Raw genomic sequence first — 24301 nt, 5'->3', positions numbered from 1 at the left:
GCAAGTTCGTCCCATAAGATCACGCGAGCCGGAATATCACCGGGATCGCGGCGCAAAGCGGATCGCACGATATATCTCCTTGATGGGGATTATTTAGCGAAATGCGTGCCATCGCTGGCAATCCATTGGCGGATAGGGATGGGATCGGTAATTCCTGGCGTGGCAATAAGCGAAACGGGCAGAAATGTTTCAGCATTGAAACGGCAGATGGAAAATACTGCAATGGCTTAATTCGCATGGTATGAACTACATGGACGGCGAACACGAAAAAGCGCTTGCCGGGATTTGTTTAATTCGTCGGCTGAATAAGGGTCTATTGGCGCTCCATCCCTTGCTCCAATGATCCGCTGATTAAATTCGCATAGTTGTTTTCCAAGCGACGCGCGTATAGTAAGCTCTGTAAAAACAGCTTCGCATTTAAAAAAGCCCACTCACGGGCCGTTTCAAACACACACGCCGCTTTTCTTGGGGATCAGCTGTCCGCACGGAATGGAATGGCCGTTCGGTTTTTGCTATTTCGCGAATCCCGGACGAGTCAGCGTGTCTGAACGTGGTTCAGGTACGTGCGTCATCCTTAACGTTCGTTGACGAGAGGATCTGAATAATGGAACCCGCAACGCGGCAACTGATTTACGTTTCGCGCGATCCGAGCGCAGAACTGAATACCCGCTTTCACCAGCGCGGCTGGCAAGTCGAAGTCGTGGGATCGGCGCGCGACGTGCGCCGTGCCGTTCGCGCCGGAATGGCCGCGGGCGGGCTGCTCGATCTGTCCAGCCATTTTCAGCCGCACGAAATCGCCGCGTTCGAATCCTGCCTCACCATGCCGAATGTCGGCTGGGTCGCGGCCACCATGCCCGGGCAATTGCAGGACGCCGCCTTGCGCCGGCTCGTGCGCGACTACTGTTTCGACTATGTCACGGTGCCGTATGCGGGCGACAGGATCGTCGATTCGGTCGGGCACGCCTACGGAATGATCTCACTGGGCGAACCGGCCTCGAACGATGGTTCGCAAGGCGCGGAGGGCGAAATGGTCGGCTCGTGCGACGCCATGCTCGCGCTGTTCCGCTCCATTCGCAAAGTGGCGATGACCGACGCACCGGTATTCATCTCGGGCGAATCGGGCACCGGCAAGGAGTTGACCGCGGTCGCGATCCACGAACGCTCGGCGCGCCGCAACGCGCCCTTCGTGCCGATCAACTGCGGCGCGATTCCGCCGCATCTGCTGCAATCTGAATTATTCGGCTACGAACGCGGTGCGTTCACCGGCGCCAACCAGCGCAAGATCGGCCGGGTGGAAGCGGCCAACGGCGGCACGCTTTTTCTCGACGAAATCGGCGACCTGCCGCTCGAAAGCCAGGCGAGCCTGCTGCGCTTCCTGCAGGAGCGCAAGGTGGAGCGGCTCGGCGGCCACGGCGCGATCGATGTCGACGTCCGGATCATTTCGGCCACTCACGTGGACATGACCGCGGCGATGATCGAAGGGCGCTTCCGCTCCGACCTGTATCACCGGCTGTGCGTGCTGCAAATCGACGAACCGCCGCTGCGCGCGCGCGGCAAGGACATCGAACTCCTCGCGCGGCACATGCTGGAGCGTTTCAAGAAGGATGCGAGCCGGCGCTTGCGCGGCTTTGCGCCGGACGCCATCGCGGCGCTGCATAACTACGGCTGGCCGGGCAACGTGCGTGAGTTGATCAACCGCGTGCGGCGGGCCATCGTGATGTCCGAAGGGCGCGCGATCACCGCGCGCGATCTGGAACTGGCCGAATACGTCGAGATCGTGCCGGTCTCGCTCGCGCAAGCGCGCGAAGCGGCGGAGCGCCAGGCGATCGAACTGGCGCTACTGCGCCATCGCGGAAGGCTTGGCGACGCGGCGCAGGAACTCGGCATTTCGCGGGTGACGCTGTATCGTCTGCTGTGCTCGCACGGCATGCGCCATATGGAAGGCGAACCGCTTGCCGCGCCGCACGGCGGAGACTTGCCGGCTTCCGTGCCGCACCTCTGAGCCTGAGGTCAGCCTGAGGTCTTGACGAGTCCCGAGCGGGTCTCGATGCGTGTGGGCGAGCCCGGCATGCGTTTCGTGCGAGTTTGTCGGAGGCCGCCAACGGCCTGGACCGAGCGCGCGTCTCCATCTTGCCCAGCGTTGCCCATAGCGCTCCCTTCCGCGATGTTTTCCTCGATGCACGCCGCGACCGGACGTTGCCTGCCCGCGCTTGCTAAAATCGGTTTTTCGCTCAATCCGTGACGCGTGCTGACGGCGGCACGCGCCTCGTCGAAGGAAACCGCATGAAACAATACCTGGACCTCGTCCGCATGATCCTCGACACCGGCACGTGGCAGGAGAACCGCACGGGCATCCGCACCATCAGCATGCCGGGCGCCATGTTGCGCTTCGATCTCCAGCAGGGCTTTCCCGCGGTGACCACGAAAAAGCTGGCGTTCAAGTCGGCGGTGGGCGAACTGGTCGGGTTCCTGCGCGCGTCGCGCAGCGCCGCCGATTTTCGCGACCTCGGCTGCAAAGTGTGGGACGCGAACGCCAACCAGAATCCGCAGTGGCTCGCCAATCCGTATCGGCAGGGTCCGGACGATCTCGGCGACGTGTACGGCGTGCAGTGGCGTCAGTGGCCGGCGTACAAGGTGCTGGACGCAAGCGCGAGCGCGCGGTTGGCCGACGCGGGCGCGCGTGGCTTCCGTGTCGTGACCGAGTTCGAGGAAGACGGCAGCCGCAAGGTGCTGCTGTACAAGGCGATCGACCAGTTGCGCCAGTGCCTCGACACGATCATGCAGAATCCCGGCGACCGGCGCATTCTGTTTCACGCCTGGAACCCCGCGGTGCTGGATCAGATCGCGTTGCCGGCTTGCCACCTGCTTTACCAGTTTCTGCCGAACGTGGCGCGCCGCGAGATTTCGCTGTGCCTGTACATTCGCAGCAACGATGTCGGCCTCGGCACGCCGTTCAACCTGACCGAAGGCGCGGCCTTGCTGCACCTGGTCGGCCGCCTGACGGGGTACACGCCGCGCTGGTTCACCTACTTCATCGGCGATGCGCATATCTACGAGAATCAGCTCGACATGTTGCGTCAACAACTCGGGCGCGAGCCCTACGACAGCCCGTCCTTCGCGATCTCGGATCGCGTGCCGGACTATGCCAAAACCGGCGTTTACGAGCCGGAATGGCTCGAGAAGATCGAGCCGTCGGATTTCTCGCTGGTGGGTTACCGGCATCACGAGCCGTTGACGGCGCCGATGGCGGTTTGAGCGTCCACCCGGCCGGCAGGCTGATCAAGGAAAAAACCCCCGCGACGTGAATCGCGGGGGTTTTTTCTTCCTGCCTATGAGCACGCGGAGCGAAGGGCGCTGGAATTCGGCTGGCGCTCAACCTTTGTGATGCTCATCGCGATTGCCGCCGCCGCCTGAATGTTGCTCGCCGTGCTGCGGCTGGGGTTGCGGGCGCGGCTGCTGGACCTGCTGTGGGCGCGGCTCAGGACGCGGCTGTGGCGCCGGCTGCGGATGAAACTCCGGACGCGGCTGTTGCTGAACTTGCTGCGGACGCGGCTCAGGGCGCGGCTGCGGCGTCGGCTGCGGATGAAACTCCGGACGCGGCTGTTGCTGAACCTGCTGCGGACGCGGCTCCTGGCGCGGCTGCGGCGCTTGCTCGGTACGAAATTCCGGACGCGGTTGCTGCTGAACCTGCTGCGTACGAGGTTCCTGGCGAGGCTGCGGCGTCGGTTGCGGACGAGCTTCCTGACGCGCTTGCTGCTGCGCCGCTTGCGCATAAGCGTCCTGGCGCGGCTCCTGCCGCATCTGCGGGACATCCGCCGGACGCGGCACCTGCGCTTCAGGCTGACGTTGCATCTGCTGCGCCGAAGCCATGTTGTCCGCCGGACGCGGCACGCCGCGAGGCTGCATTCCGCCGCGCGCGTCGGCGCCAGGCTGCGGCGCGAAGCCCGGCCGTGCGGCCTGCTCCTGCGAACCACCGCGCGCCTGTCCCGGTTGCCCGGATTGCGCCTGCTGGGCCATCGGCGCATGCGGCTGCGTCCAGACGGGCTCATGGCGTCCGTTCGCTTCCGGTTGTTGCGGCCCGCCGCGTTGCTGGGGGAAAGCGTTCAGATTGCCGCCGACCGCCGCTTGTGGCGGGCGCGGCACGCCATTTGACGGATGACCCCCGTCTCCAGGCGGCTGGCGCCCACTGGCGGTCTGCGGCGGCATGCCGGGCCGCCCTTGCGGTTCGCCGGCACGCTGGTTAATCGGTGCTTCGCCAGGCCGAGGCCGCTGTCCAGGCTGCTGCATGCCCGTCGGCCCGCCCGGCGCTCCGGGCGTTTCCCGTCCACCGGTCGTCCCAAGCGCACCGACTGGCGCGGGTCCACCCGGCGCTCCCGGCGCTCCCCGCGCACCAGGCGTCCCCGGCGCGGCCGACGAGCCCACCGTTCCACCAGGCGCACCAGGCGCACCCGGCGCTACCCCCGGCGGACGTCCGGCGATATGCGACTGCACGACCCGCACATTCTGCACCGGCAGCGCGCCCGGACCGCCCGCCATGCGCGCCGGGACCGAGGTTCGGACGATCGGCTGACCGGCGCCCGGCACCCGTCCGCCGCCTTGCGCGAAGCGCTGCGCGAGACTGTCGTGGTAGGCGGCCGGCATCGCCGGATTGCGCGTCGCGACCACCGGACGCGCCATCACCCCCGCCGGCGGCCGGTAATTGGCGTTGCGCAGGCCCGGCCCAAAGCTCTCGCGCACCGGCGCGATGCCGGGCGCCCCCGGATTGATCCGCGCATTGCGCCATTGCTGCGGATCGACCTTCTGCGCGAAGCGCCCGACCGATTGACCATGCACGAACGCCGTCGCCGGCACCGCGGTCACGCCGCCCGGGGCGCGATAGTTGACGTAGGTGTTGTGAATGTTGGTCACATTCACATTCGTGACGTTGCGGTTGTAGTTGTTGACGATCGTCGTCTGATTCACGCGTTCGTAGTAGCGCGGACTCCAATGATCGCGATCTCCCCAGCGCGGATGCCACGGCTCGCCCGGCCCGAGCGGAAACCACGCGACGCCGGCCGCGACGGCGCCGCCGATGGCCAGATTCACGCCCCAATCGACGCCGCCGCCCCCGCCGCCGACAAAGGCCACCAACGCCGGCGCATACACCGGCGGCTGGCTGACCACCACCGGTCCCGGCACCCATGCCCACGAGTCGTCGACATAGGCCCAGCGGCCGTAGTGGTAAGGCGCGAAGCCCCACGGCGCGTCGTCGACCCACGTCCAGCCCCACGGCGCCTGCCATACCCAATGGCCGTCGTGGTAGGGCGCCCAGCCGGCGGGCGTGGCGCGCGGCACCCACACTTCGCCATATTCGGGGCTGCTGCGCCATGTGCCGTTGGCGTCGAGATCCTGGTAGCCGGGAATTTCGCGCGATACGTAGCGCGCCGACACCGAGCGGTCTTCCGCGGCGTCACGGCTCGCGGCCCACTGGTCGAAGCCGTCGGGACCGGGCGCGCCGTCGTTGGCGACTTGTTGCAGGTTGGTGCCGGCAAAGCGCACTTGCTGGCCGGCCGCGACCGGCACCTGGCCGCCGTCGCCGTACGCGGTCGCGCTGCCGCGCCGCACGGTGACGGTGGTGCTGCTGCCGTCCGGCGCGACGTCGACCCGATAATCGCCGGGGCCGTTCAGGCCGAGCGCCAGATTCGGCGTGTCGATTTCATACGACGAGCCCGGCGGCAGTTCGCGCACCCGTGCCGACAGCGTGCCCTGCGCGACTTTTAGCTGCGCGCTGTTGTCATCGAGATTGAGCAGGTCGAGGCTGGTGGACTGGCCGAGGCGCACCGCGGTCGAGCCGATGTGCAACTCCGAGCGCGCGTTCTGATCGTTCCACAACTGGTCGCCCGTGGTGAGGGGCCGATTGATCTGCGCGTACGACCAGTCATTGGCGCCGGCCGGCTCAGTGGTCACGGTGCCGGCCATGTAGTTCAGACGCGCGACGCGTCCGGGCGGATCGGTGTTCTGGCTGGCCGCGCCCTGGGGCGCCTCGCCGGTTTCCTGCGCCAGCGCGGCGTGCGTCGTGAACAGCAATCCCGCGAGACAGGTCGCGAGACAGACCGCCCTGGCGATCGGCGTAGGGCGGGTGGGGCGGCGTTTCGAATGCTGGGGTGTGGTCACTATTCTCATGAGCTCTCTCCGACGGATGGTGCATGTGCAGCAACCGTGAACCCACTGTACCCGCAGCGTTTGTTTCAAGGCCCCCACTTTTGTAAGGCCGCCTCACCAGCGTGTAACAAAAGGTCTCGCCCAAGCCGGAGAAGGCTTCCGGGAAGGTCTTTCGTAAGCCGATTGCGGATTTTCTGTAATCGGAGCACTCGATTAGCCGTGTTTTTCAGCCGCGATTCAAGCGGCCAGAAACGCATCGAAATGCCGATGCCCGGCGGGCGTGACGCGCAGGATTCGGGGGCGCTCCGTGCGTTCGACCCAGCCGTGCGTGGACCACGAATCCAGCAGGGCCGCGCCGAGCGCGCCGCCCAGATGCGGACGCCGCTCGCTCCAGTCGGGACAGGTGCAGGCAAAGCGCCGCCGCCGGCTCTTCTGCGCGGACAGGTCGATGCCCCAGTCGGCGAAACGAACGGCGCCTTCGGGCGTGGCTTCGAGCGACGTGCCGTGCAGCGTCAGCAGACCTCGCTCGACAAGTCGCGCGAACACCCGCACCGACAGCTCGCCGGCCATGTGGTCGTAGCAGGTGCGGGCGTAGCGCATGTCGAGCGGCACGGTGCGCGCCGCGCGCGGCACGGGCCGCTGCGGCGCGCTGGCTTGTGCGACGTTGGCGAGCGCTTCGATCGACGCGGCGATGTCAGCCGAGGCGATGCGGAAATAGCGATGCCGGCCGCGCACCTCGAGGGCGAGCAAGCCGCCGTCGGTCAGACGCGCGAGGTGCGCGCTGGCCGCCGAGGGCGAGAGCCCGGCGATCATCGTCAATTCGCCGGCTGGCCGGGCGCTGCCGTCCATCAACGCCCATAGCATCGCGGCACGGCCGGGGTCGGCGAGCAATGCGCCGATTCGGCTCAGCCCCGGAAAATGGTTCTGTTGGTCTGCAAGCGTAGCGGTCATTCGGGTATCTCCGTTGGCGGCGCGGATGGGGCGTCATGCGGTCACTGTATCGGGCCGCGGCATTCGATGTTTCAGCTTAGCGTGAACGATGGAGTGCAGCAGCTCCGCAAATGTGTTTCGAACGCGCGGCTTCGGCGTCACGCGAAATCGCCAGGCTAGAATCGAAACCCTGTCCTTGCGGGAACACGCTGTCATGAAAACTCTTTTCGCCGTTGCCGCCGCGGTCATGCTGTTGAGTGCTTGCGCGCATGGCGGCGCCGATTCGGACGCGGGTGCGGGCACCGGCAGCATCACGATGTACGGCACGATCGACGAAGGAATCACCTTCCGCAAATAAAGACCGGCGCTTTTCCAGGCGGACGAACCGAACCGGCTGGCAGAGAATGATGCATCATTGTCATTTCTGCCACCGCCGCTCGTGTGACGATCAGGGCATCGCCATTTTCGCCGCCAGAGGTCTCGCCGATGCCGCCGTCCGCCACTTCCTCCGCTTTCTCCACTTCAGCCACTTTCGCCATCGCGCCGACGGCCACTCCCCCTGCGGTCACCACCGCCGCCGCCGCCGAAACCGACGTTCACCGCCCCGACCCGCACGGCCGGCGCGCTGCCCGCGTGCTGGCCGTCTGCCAGGCGCTTTACACGTCGTCGGTATCGATCGATCTGACCTTGACCGGTCTGGTGGGCTACACGCTCGCCGACGACAAGGCGCTCGCCACGCTGCCGTTCTCGCTGATCACGGTCGCCGCCGCGCTCACGACGATCTTCGCATCGTTCCTGATGGCGCGCGTGGGCCGGCGCGCGGGCTTCATGCTCGGCGCGGGCGTCGGTGCACTGGGCGGCGCGGTCTCCGTGTGGGCGATCTTTCATCACAGTTTCTGGGCCTTTTGCGCCGGGACGGCGACGGTCGGCGTGTTCCAGGCGTTCGCGCAGTATTACCGGCTCGCGGCGGCGGACGCCGTGGGCATGGACGGCAAAAGCCGCGCGATTTCGACGGTGCTCACGGGCGGCGTGGTGGCGGCCGTGTGTGGGCCGCTGCTCGCCGCGTGGAGCAAGGACTGGCTCACGCCGGTCGCGTTCGCCGGTTCCTACGTGCTGGTGACGGGCTTCGGCCTCGTGTCGATTGCGTTGCTGGCGCTGCTCTATCGCGACGCCGCGCCGTTCGCGCGCGTCACCGCCACCCACGCAGCGGCGCGGCCGCTCGGCGACATCGTGCGGCAGCCGATCTTTGCCGCGGCGCTCGCCAACAATGCGCTCGGCTACGCCGTGATGATGTTCGTGATGACCGCGACGCCGATCGCCGCGGTCGCGTGCGGCCATACGATCGGCGACGGCGCGGCGATCATCCAATGGCACCTGGTCGGCATGTACGCGCCGTCGCTCTTTTCCGCGCGCCTGATCGGGCGCTTCGGCGTGCTGCCGGTGATCGGCGCCGGCATTGGCCTGTCCGCGTTGTGCGGCGTGTTCGCGTTGCGATCGACCGATCTGCCGCATTTCTACGCGGCGCTCGCGTGCCTTGGCGTGGGCTGGAACTTCATGTTCGTCGGCGGCTCGACGCTGCTCGCGCAATCGTACCGGCCGTCGGAACGGGCCAAGACGCAGGCCACCAGCGAATTCACGACCTTCGCGTTTTCCGCGCTCGGTTCCCTGTTCGCCGGCCAACTGCTGACGCGCTTCGGCTGGGCGACGATCAATGCCGCGATCTTTCCGCTGCTCGGGATCGCGGCGCTGGCCACGCTGGCCTACGCGTGGTCGAGAAAGCAGGCAGCGGCGGAGGTGGTGTCGTGATGGCTGTCCGTCATATCGTTTTCGCGGTTGCCCCGGAGCTTGTGCTGCTCGACGCGTGCGGGCCGCTCGAGGCGTTCTGGCGCGCGGAGCTGGCTGCGGCGGCTACCGCCGCGGCTGCGGACTCCGGCGTCAAACCGGCCCACCCGGTGGCCTACCGCACGACGGTCGCGTCGATCGAAGGCGGCGTGCTGCAAACCTTTCCCGGCTTGCCGGTCGTCACCGAACGGCTCGACTCGCTCGACGACCAGCCGATCGACACGCTCGTCGTCCCCGGCGTGCCGATCGATGAACAGGGCACGCTGCAACCCGAACTCGTCGCGTGGATCAGGCGCCACGCGCCGCGGGCGCGGCGCGTGTGCTCGGTGTGCACCGGCGCGTTCTATCTGGCGGCGGCGGGCCTGCTCGACGGCCGCCGCGCGACCACGCACTGGCGCAGCGCGGCGCAACTCGCACGCAGCTTTCCCAACGTGCAGGTGGATGCCGATCCGATCTTCATCCGCGATGCGGGGCATCGTGAAGGCGAGGGCGCCGTATGGACGTCGGCGGGCGTGACGGCGGGCATCGACCTGGCGCTCGCGCTGATCGACGAAGACCTCGGCCACGCGGTGGCGATGCAGGCCGCGCGCCGCCTGGTCGTCTTCATGAAGCGGCCCGGCGGACAGTCGCAGTTCAGCGCGGCGCTGACGGCGCAGGCCTCGGCGCATGGACCGTTCGAGGCGTTGCACGGCTGGATGGCGGCGCATTTGCGCGACGATCTGTCGATCGAACGGCTCGCCGAGCGCGCCCGGATGACCCCGCGGACCTTCGCGCGACGCTACGTCGACGAGGTCGGCCGCACGCCGGCCAAAACCGTCTCCGCGCTGCGGCTCGAAGCGGCCGCGCGGGCGCTGGCGGAATCGCGCCGGCCGCTCAAGCGGATCGCGCTGGATTGCGGCTTCGGCAGCGAACAGAACTTGCGGCGCGCGTTCGTGCGGCGCTTCGGCGTGCTGCCGCTCGATTATCGGCAGCGCTTCATGTCGGCGGTCGTGCCGCAGCGCGCGGCGGCGTCCGAGGAAGCGAGGGCGGGCTGAGCCGCGATTCGGGCGCGACGCAACCGAGTCATTACCCGAAGCCCCATGCGCGAGCGCGTCCTCTCCCCGGCAAAAATTCCGCGCATCCGGCCCACCCAACCCGCGACGCTGTCAATATTGCGCTCGTATAATCGCCTCCTTTCAATGCATCCGATTGACCGGAGTCAAGATGAGCAGCCATCTCGTAGCGCCGCTGGACCGTTCCGAAACCACTTTCCGCTTTCTCGCCGAGCCGAGCTCGGTCAACTTCGGCGGCAAGGTGCACGGCGGCGCGTTGATGAAGTGGATCGACGAGACCGCCTACGCGTGCTCGGCGGTCTGGTCGGGGCGCTATTGCGTGACGGTCAGCGTGGGCAATATCCGCTTTCGCCGGCCGATCCTCGTCGGCAACCTGGTCGAACTGCGCGCGCGGGTCGTGGCGACGGGCCGCACCAGCATGCATATTCACGTGTCGGTGCAGGCGGGCGACCCGAAGGGCGGTGAGCTGCTGCAAACCACGGATTGTCTGGTCGTGATGGTGGCCGTCAACGAAAACGGCCATCCGGTGCCGGTGCCGGCGTTCATGCCGGAGACGGATGAACAGAAGCGCCTCGCCAAATACGCGATGGACGTGAAGGAAGCGCTCGATGCGATCGTCGAGCTGAAGCCCGAAGAAGTGGCGCAGGGCAAGGTTTAAGCGGCGCTCGCTTTTGGCGTGGCGCACGGGGCGCTGGCGGCGGGGCCAAGCGCTGAGGCCAACTGCAAGCGCCGACCGTTGAGGCGGACCGCAACCGCGAAGCGCAACCGCAACCGCAACCGAAACCGCAACCGCAACCGCAACCGCCGCCCCCCAGCATCCTCAACTCGCCGAATGCCCCACCATGTCGTGCGGCCGCACCCATTCGTCGAACTGCTGCTCGGTGACGTAGCCGAGCGCCAGCGCCGACGCCTTCAGCGTGGTGCCTTCCTTGTGCGCCTTTTTCGCGATCTGCGCGGCCTTGTCGTAGCCGATGTGCGGATTGAGCGCCGTCACCAGCATCAGCGATTCGTTGAGCAACGTGTCGATACGCTCGCGGTTCGGCTCGATACCCACCGCGCAGTTGTCGTTGAAACTGAGCGCGCCGTCGGCGAGCAGGCGGATCGATTGCAGCACGTTGTGCGCGATCATCGGCCGAAACACGTTCAACTCGAAGTTGCCGCTCGCGCCGCCGATATTCACCGCGACGTCGTTGCCGAATACCTGCGCGCAGAGCATCGTCAACGCTTCCGACTGAGTGGGATTGACCTTGCCCGGCATGATCGAGCTACCCGGCTCGTTCTCCGGAATCGACAGTTCGCCGAGGCCGCAGCGTGGGCCGCTCGCCAGCCAGCGAACGTCGTTGGCGATCTTGTTCAGGCTTGCCGCCACGGTTTTCAAGGCGCCGTGCGCGAACACCAGCGCGTCGGCCGCGGCCATCACTTCGAATTTGTTCGCGGCCGAAATGAAGGGCACGCCGGTCAGCCTGGCGATCGCGGCGGCGACCTGGGTGGCGAATTGCGGATGCGCGTTCAAACCGGTGCCGACCGCCGTGCCGCCCTGGGCGAGTTCATACAGATGCGGCAGCGCCGCTTCCACATGACGGATGCCTTGGTCCAGTTGCGCGACGTAACCCGAAAACTCCTGGCCGAGCGTGAGCGGCGTGGCGTCCTGCAAGTGCGTGCGGCCGATCTTGACGATGTCGGCGAAGGCTTTCGCCTTGCCGTCGAGCGTATCGCGCAGCGTCTTCAGCGCGGGCAGCAGATGCTTGACGATCCCATACGCGGCGGCCACGTGCATCGCCGTCGGAAACACGTCGTTCGACGACTGGCCGCGATTCACGTCGTCGTTCGGATGCACCTTGCGCGCTTCGCCGCGCTCGCCGCCGAGCAGTTCGCTCGCGCGGTTCGCGATCACCTCGTTGAGGTTCATGTTGGTCTGCGTGCCGGAGCCGGTTTGCCACACCGCGAGCGGAAATTCGTCGGGATGCTTGCCGTCGATGATCTCGTCGGCCGCCTGCATGATCGCCTTCGCCTTGCTTTCGTCGAGCACGCCGAGACCCAGGTTGACCTCGGCGGCGGCGCGCTTGATCACGGCCAGCGCGGTGATCAGTTCGGGCGACTGCTTCTCGGTGGAAATGCGGAAATTCTGCAGCGAGCGCTGGGTCTGCGCACCCCATAGACGAGCGTTCGGCACGCCGATCTCACCGAACGTGTCGCGCTCCATTCGAACATCTTCACTCATGGTTCAACTCCGCTTTTCAAAGTTCTGCGTTGACGGGCAATAGGGAGAATAGCCCGGTTAGCGCATTCCGGTATAACCCGGCCTCCGGGTCGAAAATGTAGGTGCGGCGCGCGCCTTTTTCGACGTCGGTCCACACGAGCGGCGAGGACGGCGCGCCGATCGAGCGCAGATGGGCGACTTGCGCGTCGTCCGCGAGCGTCACGCGATAGCTCACTTCGGGCTTCGTGGTGAGATCGAAGATATGCGCGACCTGTGCGGCGAGCGGCGGGCTATGGATCACCAGCGCCAGCTCGGTGTTCAGGTTGGCCGAGCGCGGATCGAGATTCATCGAGCCGATCACCAGGATCTGGCGGTCGATTACATAGGCTTTCGCGTGCAGGCTCGCGCGCGATTGCGAGCCGGCGAAGCCTGCCGGCGGCCCGTCCTGCTGCTGCGGCTTGAACTCGTACAACTCGGCGCCCTGTTTCAGCAGCGGCACGCGAAACGGACTGTAGCCCGCCTGCACGGCGACGGCATCGGTCGCGGCGAGCGAATTGGTCAGGATCGCCACGCGCACGCCGCGCCGCGTCAACTGGCCGACCGCCTTGACGCCCGCCTCGTGCGGCACGAAGTAGGGCGACACGACGAGAAGATCCTTCCGCGCGTCGCGCATCAATTCGCCCAGCCGCTTGAACGGCGGACTGACGTAGTCCGGCGACGGATGTTCGATTTTCTCGGGCACGTCCACCTTGAATTCGGCGCGCGCCCAGGTCAAACCGAGTTGCTGCGTGGCGATCTGCGAAGCGAGCGGCGTGGCGTTCAGCGGCTTCGCGTTATACGGGTCGGCGTTGGTGCGCCAGTGTTGGCGCAACTCGTCGCGCGTCTCGTCCAGTTTCTTCGCCTCGAACTTCTGCTTGTTCAGCACGCGCAGCGGATACGCCATGCTGCTGTTCCAGTAGTCGTCGAAACTGGCGGAGATGTCGGCGGTGATCGGGCCGGCGGCCAGCACGTCGAGATCGCGAAACTGCAGCGTATCGCTGGCGCTGAAGTATTCGTCGCCGAGATTGCGGCCGCCGACGATCGCCAACTGGTTGTCCGCGATCATCGCCTTGTTGTGCATGCGGCGCGTGAAATGACCGATCTGCGTGAACACGTTCGTCGTGCGCTGGACCAGATTTTCCCGCGCGCTGCCGAACGGATTGAATACGCGGATCTCGATCTTGTCGTGCGAATTCAAGCCGGCCATCAAACGGTCGATGTCCTTGAAGTTCAGATCGTCGACCAGCATGCGCACGCGCACGCCGTGATCGGCCGCGTAAAGCGCGGCGCCGAGCAACAGCTTGCCGGTGGTGTCCTCGTTGGCGATGTAGTACTGCATGTCGAGGGTTTTGGTCGCGGCGCGGGCGAGCGCGATGCGCATCTGCAACGCGTCGGTGCCGCTCGACAACACCCGGAAGCCGGACTGATCCCGGTGCGCGGCTTCGAGCGGCGCGAGGGCGGTGCGAAGCGGGGTGGCGTCGCTGGCGGGCAGCGCGTGCGTGACCGGACGGTCGAACGCGGTGGCGGGCGGTTTGTCGGCGCAGGCGCTCAGCAAGGCGGTCGCGCAGGCCAGCAGGAAGAGATGTCTGACGGTGCTGAACGCGCGCTTGTCTCGCTGGGTAGCCCGCTGTGTAGCCTCTTGTTGATCTTGATGCCGCGGCACGCTTTATCTCCCTTGTTTTCTGGTTCTAATCGGCAGCGCGGGCGGTCAGCTCACGCTGTCGAGAAATCCATTCTAAGGGGAATCAGGCTGACGGGTTTTCGTCCTTCCATATGGCTGCGGGGTGCGCCCAATGGCCCTGGACCGCGGATGGAAGGGTCTTGCTGAACAGGCAACGGCCAACGAGACCCACGACGATTCGCAGGTGCTCATTGGCCTGACATGATGCCGACGGCGGTCGTTGCCGCCACATAAAGACGCGCGATTAGCGGTGCCGCGAATACCCCGGTGAACCGCAGGCTACGTTTAGCGATCCGGCGCTCGCGCCGACCCGCCAGCCGGCACGTCGGGCGCCGCCGGCACGCGCCGCAAGCTCAGCTTATGAAAGCGCAGGGTCATCAGCAGCGCGACGCTCGCGAGGCCCGCCGCGAGCCCCCACCACAAGCCGCGCGCGCCGAGGCCGAAGTGAAACGCCAGCGTGTAGCCGGTCGGAAAACCGATCACCCAGTAGCCGAACGCCGCGGCGATCATCGGCACGCGGGTGTCCTTCAAGCCGCGCAGGCAACCCGAGCCGACCGTCTGCATGCCGTCGACGATCTGGAAAATCGCGGCCACGCCGAGCAGCGAACTCGCCAGCGCAACGGTGGCCGCGTTGCCCGGGTCGTCGAGATGCAGATACAGGCCGACGATCCAGTGCGGCGCGGCGATCAGCACGATGCCCGACAGCGTCATGAAGCCGACGCCCAGCGCCAGCGCGACGAAGCCCGCATGCCGCGCGGCGAGCGGCTGCCCGGCGCCCGACCAGAAGCCGACCCGCACGTTGGCCGCCTGGCCGATCGCGAGCGGCACCATGAAGGCCACCGAGGCCACGTTCAGCGCGATCTGATGCGCGGCCAGTTGCGATTCGCCGAGCAGCCCGACCATCAGACCGGTGGCGAGAAACAGCGTCGACTCGACACCGTAGGTGATCGCGACCGGCCAGCCGATGCCGAACAGTTCGCCCATCAACGGCACGTTGGGCCGCGTCGCCACCACGAAATGCCGGTAGCGCGGCCGCAAGTGCAGCAGCGCCATCAACACCAGTGCGCTCAGCCAGACGGTGATCGAGGTGGCGGCCGCCGAGCCGAGAAAACCGAGGCGCGGCAGACCATACGCGCCGTGGATCAGGCCGTAATTCAGAAAGCCGTTCACCCCCACGCTCACGATCGACACCCACAGAAGCCGCTTTGCCGCGCCGATCGCCGGCAGGAACGAGCGCATCAAGCCGACGCCGATCAGACTGCCGAGCGCGCCCCAGCGCAGCACCGCCGCGTATTCGCCGACGTTGCGCGCGAGCAGCGGCGGCTCGCCGAAGGCCAGCAGGATCGGCGTGGCGAACGACAGCAGGAAGAAGGCCGGCACCGAGAGCAGCACGGACAGCACGAAGCCGGTCCAGTAGATATGCGGCACGCGGCCTTCGTCCTGCGCGCCGCGCGCGTGCGACACGCTCACGCTGACCGAGGTCAGCACGCCCTGCAACAGCGTCACCACGACGAAGAACAGGTTGGCGCCGAGGCCGCCGGCGGCGAGCGCATCGGGGCCGAGCGAGCCGAGCAGGATCGTGTCGGTCACGGCCATCGCCATTTGCGAAAGCTGCGCGATGGCAAGCGGCGCGGCAAGCCGGGCGGTGTCGGCGGCGTGGCGGGTCAAGGTCGGGGGCCGGGCGGCCACCCTCGTAAAGCCGGATTCAGTCATGGAGCGCCTGGCGGCGGAAATGGTGACAGCAGCGGTTGGCAGCGGGCGGCAGCGCGGCCGCGGACGCAGGTCGCACGAGCGCGGCGGCGCTGACGGGCGAGATGCGGCGAGATGCGGCGGCGGCCCGGCCTGATTCCGGCGAGGCTTGCCGTGCCTTGCGGTCCTTCGGCGAGCGCGTAGGGCGGCTGTCAGCCCAATGGTTTGTCTGTGGGAAACCGACAGCTTATTGCGATGCCGTCACGATGTCGATGGATAAGGCACGATTTTGGTGCGCGCCTTCCTCCGAGTTCCCGGAATGCGCGTCCGACCGCTTGTCACGCCTCGTGAACCGCGATCCGCGTATCGCCGAGCAGCACCACCTGGCCTGCGCGAATTTTGCAGGTCTTGCGCGTTTCGACGCGGCCGTCGACGGTGACCGCGCCGTCCGCCACCATCATTTTCGCGGAGCCGCCGCTGTCCGCGAGGCCCGTTATCTTCAGCAGATTGTGCAATTCGACGTAGTCGCCGGTCAGCGTGAAATCGAGATTGGGCATGGCGTTTGCGCCTTCAGACAAAGGGTTCGCATCATAAGCCACAAGCTTGCCTTGGATGAAACACAGCGTGTAGCGAAGACGTCGCGCAAGCAAATGCAAGCAGTTGTTAGGTTTCTGTCGGAAAGTGAAACCTTGCGTAACACCGGTCGTGTATCGCGGACTTCACTCGTAAAGTTGGATCCAGTAGCAAAGCCTGCTGGATTTTCCGGCAGCAGTAGACCGGGCGAGAACCGGCAGCGGCTCCAGCCTTGCCGCCGTTGCACTCGATTCGACGCCCGCGTCACAACAATCTTAGAGAGGATTAGCCATGACCAAGATTCGCACCCTCCTGATCGGTACCGCCCTCACGGCTTTTGCCGCCACCGCGGCGGTCGCGCAGACCGCGCAACCGTCCGCCGGTGTGAGCGGCCAGGCACAGGTTCAGACCCAAGGGGCCGATCTCGCGCCCGCGGCGCCGGCCGCGCAAGGCGTGCAACCGGTAACGCCCGCGCCGACGGTGCTGACCGCGCCGGGTTCGACCGACCCGCTGGTCCAGAAGCGCGACGCCAATGCCAAGGCCAATGCCGAATACCGGGCGTCGAAGAAGGCGTCCAAGGCGGAGTTGAAGGAAGAGCAGAAGGCCGCCAAGTCGCAATACAAGGAACACGTGCGCGACGCCAAGATCAACCAGAAGGCGGACAAGCAGGCCGCCAGCAACGAGATGAAGATGAACATGCAGGGCCAGTCGGTCGAGCAGACCGATGGGGCCGACGTGAAGCACTAAGCCGGAGGCGGCAGGCGTGCTGGCCGAACGGGCCGGCACGCTGGCCGCAACCAGGCGCGCTTGAAAGGGTGCGGACCGGATGCTTCGCCCAGCTTGCCGCGTGACGATCTGTCCGATTCGAAGCGCGCTGTCTCGTCCCGCATCGCATTAAACGGAGGTATCGCATGAGCATCAATCAATCCACCAGGAACCAGCTTTGTGCCGCCCTGATCGCGGGTTGCCTGTCGTCAGTGGCGTTCGCGCAGGCGAGCGATCCCGCCGCCGCGCCCGTGACCCACGCCGACAAGAAGGCGGCCAAGGAACAGGCGAAGGCCGACAAGAAGTCGTCGGTCGCGCAAGCCAAGGCGGACAAGAAGAAGACCGAGGCTCAGGCCGACGCGGATGAGGAAAACGCCGAGGCCAAGCTGAAGGATGCGAAGAAGCAGTAGGGTTCGGCTGCGCGCGGGCGTCGACACACGTTCTGCCGTGCACGAAAAAGTGGCCTGATGCGCGGATGCGCTTCGGGCCATTTTTTCGCGCGGTCGTTTCGTGCTCGCTGGTCGTGAACGGCGTAGTCGAGCGAGCGGCGCAGCGTTGAACGGCGCAAGGCGCGTGCCGCAAAAAAGGGTCGCTTGTCTGCAGTGGTTGTATGGATATACAGTGTGCGTCGCCGCACCAAATCCAATCCAACGCTCAAAGCCATCTTGCCCTCCGTCGCCGAATCTCCGCCGCCGTTCGATACCGCCGCCTGGCTCGCCAGGCTCAACGACGCGCAACGCGAAGCCGTCGAATACGGCGCCGACACACCCACCGCGCCGCCGGGCGCGCTGCTGGTGATCGCGGGCGCCGGCTCCGGCAAGACCAATACGCTGGCGCACCGCGTCGCCAATCTGGTGGTGAAGGGCGCCGATCCGCGCCGCATCCTTCTGCTGACGTTTTCGCGCCGCGCCGCACTCGAAATGACCCGCCGCGTCACGCGCATCGCGGGCGCGGCGCTGGGCACGCGGGCCGCGTTGGCGCAAGGGCTCACATGGTCGGGTACGTTCCATAGCGTCGGCGCGCGTCTCTTGCGCGAATACGCGGATCTGATCGGCCTTGCGCCCGCCTTCACGCTCAACGACCGCGAGGATTCCGCCGACCTGATGAACCTCGTGCGCCATGAACTCGGTTTGTCGGCGAAAGAGCGGCGCTTTCCGGCCAAGAGCACCTGTTTCGCCATTTACTCGCGCGTCGTGAACACCGGCGCGTCGCTTGGTCAGGTGCTCGACAAGGCGTTTCCCTGGTGCCGCGAATGGGAAGCCGATCTGCGCATGCTGTTCGCGGCTTACGTCGAAGCGAAGCAGAAGCAGAGCGTGCTCGATTACGACGACCTGCTGCTTTACTGGTCGCACATGGCCGCGGAGCCGGCGATCGCCGCCGATCTGTCGGCGCGCTTCGATCATGTGCTGGTCGACGAGTACCAGGACACCAACCGCCTGCAGGCGTCGATTCTGCTCGCGTTGAAACCGGACGGGCGCGGCCTGACCGTGGTCGGCGACGACGCGCAGTCCATCTATTCGTTTCGCGGCGCGACCGTGCGCAATATTCTCGACTTTCCGGCGCATTTCGATCCGCCCGCGAGGCAGGTCACGCTGGAGCGCAACTACCGTTCGACCGGGCCGATCCTGGCGGCGTCGAACGCGGTGATCGAGCTCGCCAGCGAGCGCTACACGAAGAATCTGTGGACCGACAAGGCGTCGGCGCAGCGCCCGCGTCTCGTCACGGTGGCCGACGAAGCCGATCAGGCCCGCTATGTCGTCGAGCAGGTGCTCGAAGCGCGCGAGCAGGGCATGAAACTCAAGTCGCAGGCGGTGCTGTTTCGCGCCGCGCATCACAGCGCCGCGCTGGAGATCGAACTGACCCGCCGCAACATTCCGTTCGTGAAATTCGGCGGGCTGAAGTTTCTCGATTCCGTACACGTGAAGGACGTGCTCGCCGTGCTGCGCTGGGCGGAAAATCCGCGCGACCGCGTCGCCGGTTTTCGCGTCGTGCAGTTGCTGCCGGGCGTGGGGCCGGCCACCGCGGCGAGGGTGCTCGACGAAGTCGCCGCGCGCGCCGGCAACGGTGAGCCGGCCGGCAATGCGTCCGGCAGCGCGACCAACAACGCGACCAACAGCGCGGCCGGCGCGTTGGCCGCGTTCGCGCCGCCCGCTCGCGCGCAGGAAGACTGGCATCCGTTCGTCAAGCTCATGTCGAGCGTGTATGCGCGGCAAACGCCGTGGCCCGCCGAGTTCGAAATGGTGCGGCGCTGGTACGAGCCGCATCTGGAGCGCAATCATGAAGACGCGGCGATCCGCCACGCCGACCTGTTGCAGATGGAAAGCATCGCGGGCACCTACCCGTCGCGCGAACGCTTTCTGACCGAACTGACGCTCGATCCGCCCGACGCCACGAGCGACGAATCCGGCGTGCCGCTGATCGACGAGGACTACCTGATCCTCTCCACGATCCATTCGGCGAAGGGCCAGGAGTGGCGCAACGTGTTCGTGCTGAACGGCGTCGACGGCTGCATGCCGTCCGATCTCGCCACCGGCAGCGAAGAGGACATCGACGAGGAGCGGCGTCTGTTATACGTAGCGATGACGCGTGCGAAGGAAGACCTGCACATCGTCGTGCCGCAGCGCTTTTACGTGCACAACCAGACGCATATGGGCGACCGTCACGTGTGGGCGTCGCGCACGCGCTTCATCCCCGCGCATCTGCTGCCGTTGTTCGACGCGTATGCGTGGCCGCGCGTGCCGGTGCCGGCCGCGCCCACGGCGGCGGGGCTGGCCGCCGCGGCGCAGGCGAAGATCGAGATCGGGGCGAAGCTCAGGAAGATGTGGGATTGAGCCCCAAGCGACGGTCTCAGGGTTACCGCGACTGCCGCTGCTGCTGTTGCGGACGCGGCGGCACGAAGAAATTGCGCAGCCATGCGGCCATGCGCGAGAACACATCGTACGGCTCTTCGACGAAAATCTCCGGCTTCAGCAGGCGCAGGTACTCCATGATCTGCTGCGCTTCCTGCTTCTGGAACGAGCCGTGCGAAATGCCCAGGCGCAGCAGCCCGCGCAACTCGCCGAGCTTCTCGCGCGCGGTGCTGCCCACGCCGGTTTCGCACGCCACCTTGGCTTCGTAGACGCGCTGGCGCAGCGACTCCACTAGCCGCCAGGCCGGCGTCTGCATGATTTCCTCGAGCGCCTGAATGTCCTGCACCGCGCTCTTGATCTGCGCGGCGAGCGGATCGACCAGCACCGCGTCGCCTTCCGCTTCCTTGACGATCGCCGCCGCCCAGTCGCGACATTGCTTGGCGAGCTCTTCCGGCGTCCATTCCGAGCGCGCCGCGAAGCCGAAACCGAATTCGCCCGCCTGCCGCATCAGAATCGCGACCACATCGGGGAATTCCTTGTCGAGCGTGCGCTTCGCCCACGCGTATTGACCGCCTTGCAACATCCGTTGAACCGCGTGTTCGGTCAACGGCACCATGTTGTCGAGCAGCTTGGCGCGCAAAAAGTCTTCGAACGACGGCGTTGCGAACTGCGGATCGAGCTTTAGCGAGACGCGCAGAAAAGCGTCGAAATCCTTGCGCAGCGTCGCAATGGTCTCGTCCTTGAGCGTGAGGGTGATTTGACCCATGTGATATCCCGTTTGGTCCTGCCGCGCGGCCTCGTCGTGTCGTTCGGCCGCGTGCGGACCCGGTGAGACGCGACGCCGGATGCCGGCGCGGTTGATTCCTGCCTGTTGCCGCGTAACCAGCGGGACCTGTATCCCGACGAGCGGACCTCGACTGCATATCGGCGGATTCGACGGAAACTTGAGGGCGTGCCGGCGATGGCGCCGGCTTTGGAGCAATGCGTCGCCCGGCATGCGCGCGTGCCGCACGGCCCGCAGCGCCGGTACGGCGCGCGGTCGGCGTATGCGGCTCACGGTTCGCGCGTTATTTGAGCACGACACATTGCCAGATAAAAAAGACCGTCAGGCCGGCCGCGATGGTCAGCAGCGGACGGCGCGTCAGCGCGCTGACGGCGACGGCGGACAGCGCGCCGACCAGTTGTGGATTGCGCCACGTCAGTTCGGCGCTCGCGCCGTGCGGCGAAACCGCCATCGGCACGATGATCGCGGTCAGCACGGTCACCGGCACGAAGCCGAGCGCGGTGCGCATGAGCGGCGGGAACCCCAGCCGGTCGCCGAGAACGAAGACGGCGGCGCGAATCACCCACGTGATGACCGCCATGCCGAGAATCAGGACGACATAGCTCATTGCGACGCTCCCGCCGTTTTCCGGGCGTTGTTTCGCGCGTGTTCCTGGGTCGTTTTCCGGCTACGTCGCGAGTTCGGCCGCGAGAGCGACAGCAGCACGCCGACCGCGACGCCCGCGAACACGGCGGCGAGCAGGCCGAGCTTGTACGGCCACGCCTGCCAGAAAAACGCCAGCATGCCCGCGGTGACGGCCGCCGCGATGTAGCGCAGCGCGACGAGTTGCGGCACGACGATCGCGATGAAGGTGGCGACCATCGCGAAATCGAGCCCGAGCGACTGCAAGCCGGGGAAGGCCGCGCCGAACAACAGGCCCGCGACGGTCCAGAGCTGCCAGTTCAGGTACATCGCCAGGCCCGCGCCGAAGAAGTAGTGCGGGCCGACCGTGCCGGGCGCCCTGTGCCGGTAATGCTCCCACGCGACGGCGAAGACTTCGTCGGTGAGCAGCGCGCCGAGCACCCAGCGCCAGCGAGCCGGCAGATGCGCGACGTGCGGCGCGAGCGTCGCGCTGTACAGCACGTGACGCAGATTGACGACGAGCGTCGTCGCCCAGATCACCGCGAAGCTCGCGTGGCCGGCGATCAGGCCGAGCGCGATGAACTGCGCGGAGCCGGCGAACACGGCGAGCGACATCAACTGACCGTGCCAGGAATGCAGCGGCCCCGATGCGACGAGTGTGCCGAAGATGACGCCGAAGGGCGCCGCGCCGACCATCATCGGGATGATGTCGCGTGCGCCGGCGGTGAAGTCTTTTCGATGGCCCGGGTGGGTGGGCCGGCTTGGGGTGGGATGGGTCAATCGTTGCCTCCTTGGTTCGGGAAGCATAGCGGGCGGTGGTGGACGAGGCTTGTACGTTCTTGCGGCGGGGGCGGGGGCGGGGACTGGGGCGGGGGCGAGGGCGAGGGCGAGGGCGAGGGGCGGAGAGCGAAGGCCGTAGAGCGAAGGCCGTAGAGCGAAGGGCGAAGGGCGAAGGGCGGAGGGCGGAGGGCGGAGGGCGGAGGGCGGAGGGCGAGGGCGAGGGCGAGGGCGAGGGGCGGAGAGCGAAGGCCGGAGAGCGAAGGCCGGAGGGCGGAGGGCGAAGGGCGGAGAGCGGAGAGCGGAGAGCGGAGAGCGAGGGCGAGGGCGGAGGGCGGAGAGCGGAGGGCGAAGAGCGGAGGGCGGAGGGCGGAGGGCGGAGGGCGAAGAGGACGGCAGAGCGCAACGGGCAACGGACAGAAGGCGGGGGCAGCAAGCAGCGGGCGAAGAGCGGCTGCGTTGTTGCCCCAAAGGGGGCCAACGCCCACGCCGCTCGCCCGCGCCGCTTCAGCGCCCTTGCCAGCGCCCAGGCGGCACCCCGAACATGCGCCGGAAATGCCGGGTGAAATGGCTTTGATCGGTGAACCCGCTGGCGGCGGCGACCTCCGTCACCGAAACGCCGGCGCGCAGCGGCGCAAGCGCGCGTTGCAGACGCACCTGATTGCGCCACGCGTGGGGCGGCAGGCCGGTGGCCCGCGTGAAAAGGCGCGCCGCGTGAAACGGCGAGAGGCCCGCCGCACGCGCGACATCGGTCAGCGTGACGGGCGTGACGAGGTCGCCCGCGAGACGCTCTTTCATGATCGCCACGCGGACGTCGTCGGTAGCGAGCCGCGCAGGCTCCGGCTGCGTTTGCGCGTAGCGGACCAATAGCGTGGACAACGCGTCGAACATGGCGGCCTCGGCGGCGAGCGCGTCGTCGCCCGCCTCCAGCAGACGATGCGCTCGCGCCAACCGTCGTGCGAGATCGGCGTCGCGGATCACGCCGGGTGCGAACCACGGCAGCGCCTTTCGCTTGCCGGCGACTTCATCGGCGAGCGCGTGAATGAAATGCACCGGCGCATACATCACCCGATAGCGCCAGCCGGCCTCGACGGCTCTCGAGCCCGTGTGCAATTCGCCCGGATTGATGATCGGGACGCTGCCGGCCTCGGCAACATAATCCGTTCCGCGATAGCGATAGCCCTCGGCGCCCGCCACGATCACGGGAATCGTGTATGCATCGTGCCAATGCGGCGTGAACTCGTGGTCGTGGTATTCGGCCGTGAGCGGGTCCGCGCCGGGCAGAAGCGGCGTGCGCCAGTAACGGGCGGAGTCCTGAAAGCGATGGGCGGCGGTCATGGTGAAGGTCGGGCGAGACTGCCCAGTGTAGCGCGCCGTGACCTGCCGGCGCGTGGGCCGATGCGCGTATCTTGCGTGCGGTTTGCCGTGGATGCGGCGCTTACCTGACCGGGATCGTCGTGCCGGCCGGCATCGGCACCGCGCTCACGCTGTTCTTCGCGCTGCCGCTGACGACCCGGTCGCTGTAGGTCAGATACACCAGCGCGTTGCGCTTCGCGTCGACCACCCGCACCACGTGCAGCGACTTGAAGATCAGCGACATGCTCACGGAGAACACGTCGGCTTGCTGCTTGAGCGGGCCGGTGAAATGGATGGCGCCGACTTGCCGGCAGGCGATGGACGCCTCTGTCGGATCTTCCGCGATGCCGAGCGTGCCTTTGACGCCGCCGGTGCGCGCTCGCGACACATAGCAGGTCACGCCTTGAACCGCGGGGTCGTCGTAAGCCTCGACGACCACGCGGTCCGAACCGGTGATGCGGAAGTTGGTATTGACGCTGGCGACTTCCTCGCTGTGTGCCGTCGGTACGAGGGCTAGTGCGGCGGCAACTGCGAGCGCGAGGCGCGACGAGATCGGTTTCATGAGAGGGTCGTGAATGAGCGTCGGGATTGGACGCATGGACGGGATGCCGGGACCGGGCGTGACATGCACGCCGGGAAACCGCCATCGTATAACGGCGTGCCGGTCACGGGGGCGAGTGCGATCGACGCAGGCGAGCGCCACGCCAAAACAAAAAGGCCCGCACGGATGCGGGCCTTCCAGAATTTTGGCTCCTCGACCTGGGCTCGAACCAGGGACCTACGGATTAACAGTCCGGCGCTCTACCGACTGAGCTATCGAGGAACAGCAGTACAACCTGATCTACATAAAAAAGCCCGTCTTGGTTAACGGGCCTTTGCAATTCTTGGCTCCTCGACCTGGGCTCGAACCAGGGACCTACGGATTAACAGTCCGGCGCTCTACCGACTGAGCTATCGAGGAACAGAACAACAACAGCAGAGAAACGAAATTGTAGGAGCAGC

20 protein-coding genes and 2 tRNA genes are annotated in these 24301 nt (G+C 66.6%); 9 read left to right on the top strand and 13 right to left on the bottom strand.

From position 1 onward, the window contains the following. Nucleotides 1–604 precede the first annotated feature (604 nt). Both CUJ90_RS13440 and CUJ90_RS13435 read left to right on the top strand, forming a co-directional pair. Complete coding sequence (locus CUJ90_RS13440; protein ID WP_073427204.1) at nt 605–2002, top strand: sigma-54 dependent transcriptional regulator; 1398 nt, start codon at nt 605–607, stop codon at nt 2000–2002. Between the two features lie 281 nt (nt 2003–2283). After that, a complete protein-coding gene (locus tag CUJ90_RS13435) occupies nt 2284–3255 on the top strand; it encodes a thymidylate synthase (RefSeq protein ID WP_114163006.1) in 972 nt (323 codons plus the stop codon). A 117-nt stretch (nt 3256–3372) separates the two neighbouring features. Here the strand turns inward: CUJ90_RS13435 and CUJ90_RS13430 are convergent, their stop codons facing one another. Both CUJ90_RS13430 and CUJ90_RS13425 read right to left on the bottom strand, forming a co-directional pair. After that, on the bottom strand, nt 3373–6162 hold the full coding sequence (locus CUJ90_RS13430; RefSeq protein WP_152035350.1) for a DUF6600 domain-containing protein: 2790 nt from the start codon (nt 6160–6162) through the stop codon (nt 3373–3375). A gap of 216 nt (nt 6163–6378) precedes the next feature. Beyond that, the gene (locus tag CUJ90_RS13425; protein ID WP_114163004.1) at nt 6379–7092 is read right to left on the bottom strand and encodes an ArsR/SmtB family transcription factor; all 714 of its coding nucleotides are present in this window, start codon (nt 7090–7092) and stop codon (nt 6379–6381) included. Between the two features lie 193 nt (nt 7093–7285). On the opposite strand from CUJ90_RS13425, the gene CUJ90_RS32840 reads away from it, so the two are divergent. The 4 genes from CUJ90_RS32840 (at nt 7286) to CUJ90_RS13410 (ending at nt 10623) form a co-directional block, all read left to right on the top strand. Next, nucleotides 7286–7429, top strand: coding sequence for a putative periplasmic lipoprotein (locus CUJ90_RS32840; RefSeq protein ID WP_167449659.1), 144 nt, complete (start codon nt 7286–7288; stop codon nt 7427–7429). A gap of 128 nt (nt 7430–7557) precedes the next feature. Then, entirely contained in the window at nt 7558–8877 is a 1320-nt protein-coding gene (locus CUJ90_RS13420; RefSeq protein WP_244219922.1) for an MFS transporter, read from the top strand. Beyond that, the gene (locus CUJ90_RS13415; protein WP_114163003.1) at nt 8877–9947 is read left to right on the top strand and encodes a GlxA family transcriptional regulator; all 1071 of its coding nucleotides are present in this window, start codon (nt 8877–8879) and stop codon (nt 9945–9947) included. Before CUJ90_RS13420 ends, CUJ90_RS13415 begins: the two co-directional genes overlap by 1 nt. Nucleotides 9948–10116: 169 nt before the next feature. After that, on the top strand, nt 10117–10623 hold the full coding sequence (locus CUJ90_RS13410) for an acyl-CoA thioesterase (RefSeq protein WP_114163002.1): 507 nt from the start codon (nt 10117–10119) through the stop codon (nt 10621–10623). Between the two features lie 162 nt (nt 10624–10785). On the opposite strand, the gene fumC is transcribed toward CUJ90_RS13410, so the two are convergent. From fumC to CUJ90_RS13390, 4 genes are all read right to left on the bottom strand, one after another. Further along, nucleotides 10786–12186, bottom strand: coding sequence for a class II fumarate hydratase (gene fumC, locus CUJ90_RS13405; protein WP_073427213.1), 1401 nt, complete (start codon nt 12184–12186; stop codon nt 10786–10788). 16 nt (nt 12187–12202) lie between these two features. Next, nucleotides 12203–13867, bottom strand: coding sequence for a phospholipase D family protein (locus CUJ90_RS13400; protein ID WP_114163001.1), 1665 nt, complete (start codon nt 13865–13867; stop codon nt 12203–12205). Between the two features lie 303 nt (nt 13868–14170). After that, the gene (locus tag CUJ90_RS13395) at nt 14171–15598 is read right to left on the bottom strand and encodes an MATE family efflux transporter (protein WP_073427215.1); all 1428 of its coding nucleotides are present in this window, start codon (nt 15596–15598) and stop codon (nt 14171–14173) included. Nucleotides 15599–15912: 314 nt separating this feature from the next. Continuing rightward, nucleotides 15913–16131, bottom strand: coding sequence for an RNA-binding S4 domain-containing protein (locus CUJ90_RS13390; protein WP_011489423.1), 219 nt, complete (start codon nt 16129–16131; stop codon nt 15913–15915). A gap of 307 nt (nt 16132–16438) precedes the next feature. On the opposite strand from CUJ90_RS13390, the gene CUJ90_RS13385 reads away from it, so the two are divergent. From CUJ90_RS13385 to CUJ90_RS13375, 3 genes are all read left to right on the top strand, one after another. Next, nucleotides 16439–16894 carry a hypothetical protein gene (locus tag CUJ90_RS13385; RefSeq protein WP_073427216.1) on the top strand — a complete coding sequence of 152 codons (456 nt, stop codon included), beginning with the start codon at nt 16439–16441 and terminating at the stop codon, nt 16892–16894. 164 nt (nt 16895–17058) lie between these two features. Then, the gene (locus CUJ90_RS13380; protein WP_114163000.1) at nt 17059–17322 is read left to right on the top strand and encodes a hypothetical protein; all 264 of its coding nucleotides are present in this window, start codon (nt 17059–17061) and stop codon (nt 17320–17322) included. Between the two features lie 255 nt (nt 17323–17577). Next, nucleotides 17578–19743 carry an ATP-dependent helicase gene (locus CUJ90_RS13375; RefSeq protein WP_114163559.1) on the top strand — a complete coding sequence of 722 codons (2166 nt, stop codon included), beginning with the start codon at nt 17578–17580 and terminating at the stop codon, nt 19741–19743. 22 nt (nt 19744–19765) lie between these two features. Here the strand turns inward: CUJ90_RS13375 and CUJ90_RS13370 are convergent, their stop codons facing one another. The 7 genes from CUJ90_RS13370 to CUJ90_RS13340 all read right to left on the bottom strand — a co-directional run bounded on the left by CUJ90_RS13370 (nt 19766) and on the right by CUJ90_RS13340 (nt 24260). Continuing rightward, nucleotides 19766–20527: a DUF4088 family protein gene (locus tag CUJ90_RS13370; RefSeq protein WP_114162999.1), complete on the bottom strand. Its 762-nt coding sequence runs from the start codon at nt 20525–20527 to the stop codon at nt 19766–19768. A gap of 301 nt (nt 20528–20828) precedes the next feature. Beyond that, nucleotides 20829–21152: an AzlD domain-containing protein gene (locus tag CUJ90_RS13365; protein WP_114162998.1), complete on the bottom strand. Its 324-nt coding sequence runs from the start codon at nt 21150–21152 to the stop codon at nt 20829–20831. Then, nucleotides 21149–21973, bottom strand: a complete 825-nt coding sequence (locus tag CUJ90_RS13360) for an AzlC family ABC transporter permease (RefSeq protein ID WP_114162997.1) — start codon at nt 21971–21973, stop codon at nt 21149–21151. The genes CUJ90_RS13365 and CUJ90_RS13360 overlap by 4 nt, the downstream gene beginning before the upstream one ends. A gap of 477 nt (nt 21974–22450) precedes the next feature. After that, nucleotides 22451–23281, bottom strand: coding sequence for a helix-turn-helix transcriptional regulator (locus CUJ90_RS13355; RefSeq protein ID WP_114162996.1), 831 nt, complete (start codon nt 23279–23281; stop codon nt 22451–22453). Nucleotides 23282–23381: 100 nt separating this feature from the next. Then, complete coding sequence (locus tag CUJ90_RS13350; protein WP_114162995.1) at nt 23382–23861, bottom strand: CreA family protein; 480 nt, start codon at nt 23859–23861, stop codon at nt 23382–23384. Between the two features lie 185 nt (nt 23862–24046). Beyond that, nucleotides 24047–24122: transfer RNA gene (locus CUJ90_RS13345), tRNA-Asn, on the bottom strand. Nucleotides 24123–24184: 62 nt separating this feature from the next. Continuing rightward, nucleotides 24185–24260, bottom strand: a tRNA-Asn gene (locus CUJ90_RS13340). Nucleotides 24261–24301: the final 41 nt, after the last annotated feature.

The organism is Paraburkholderia terricola (assembly GCF_003330825.1).
GTDB classification, from domain to species: domain Bacteria; phylum Pseudomonadota; class Gammaproteobacteria; order Burkholderiales; family Burkholderiaceae; genus Paraburkholderia; species Paraburkholderia terricola.
Note: the sequence above shows the minus strand (reverse complement) of the source record. Positions and strands in the feature narration are given on the sequence as shown.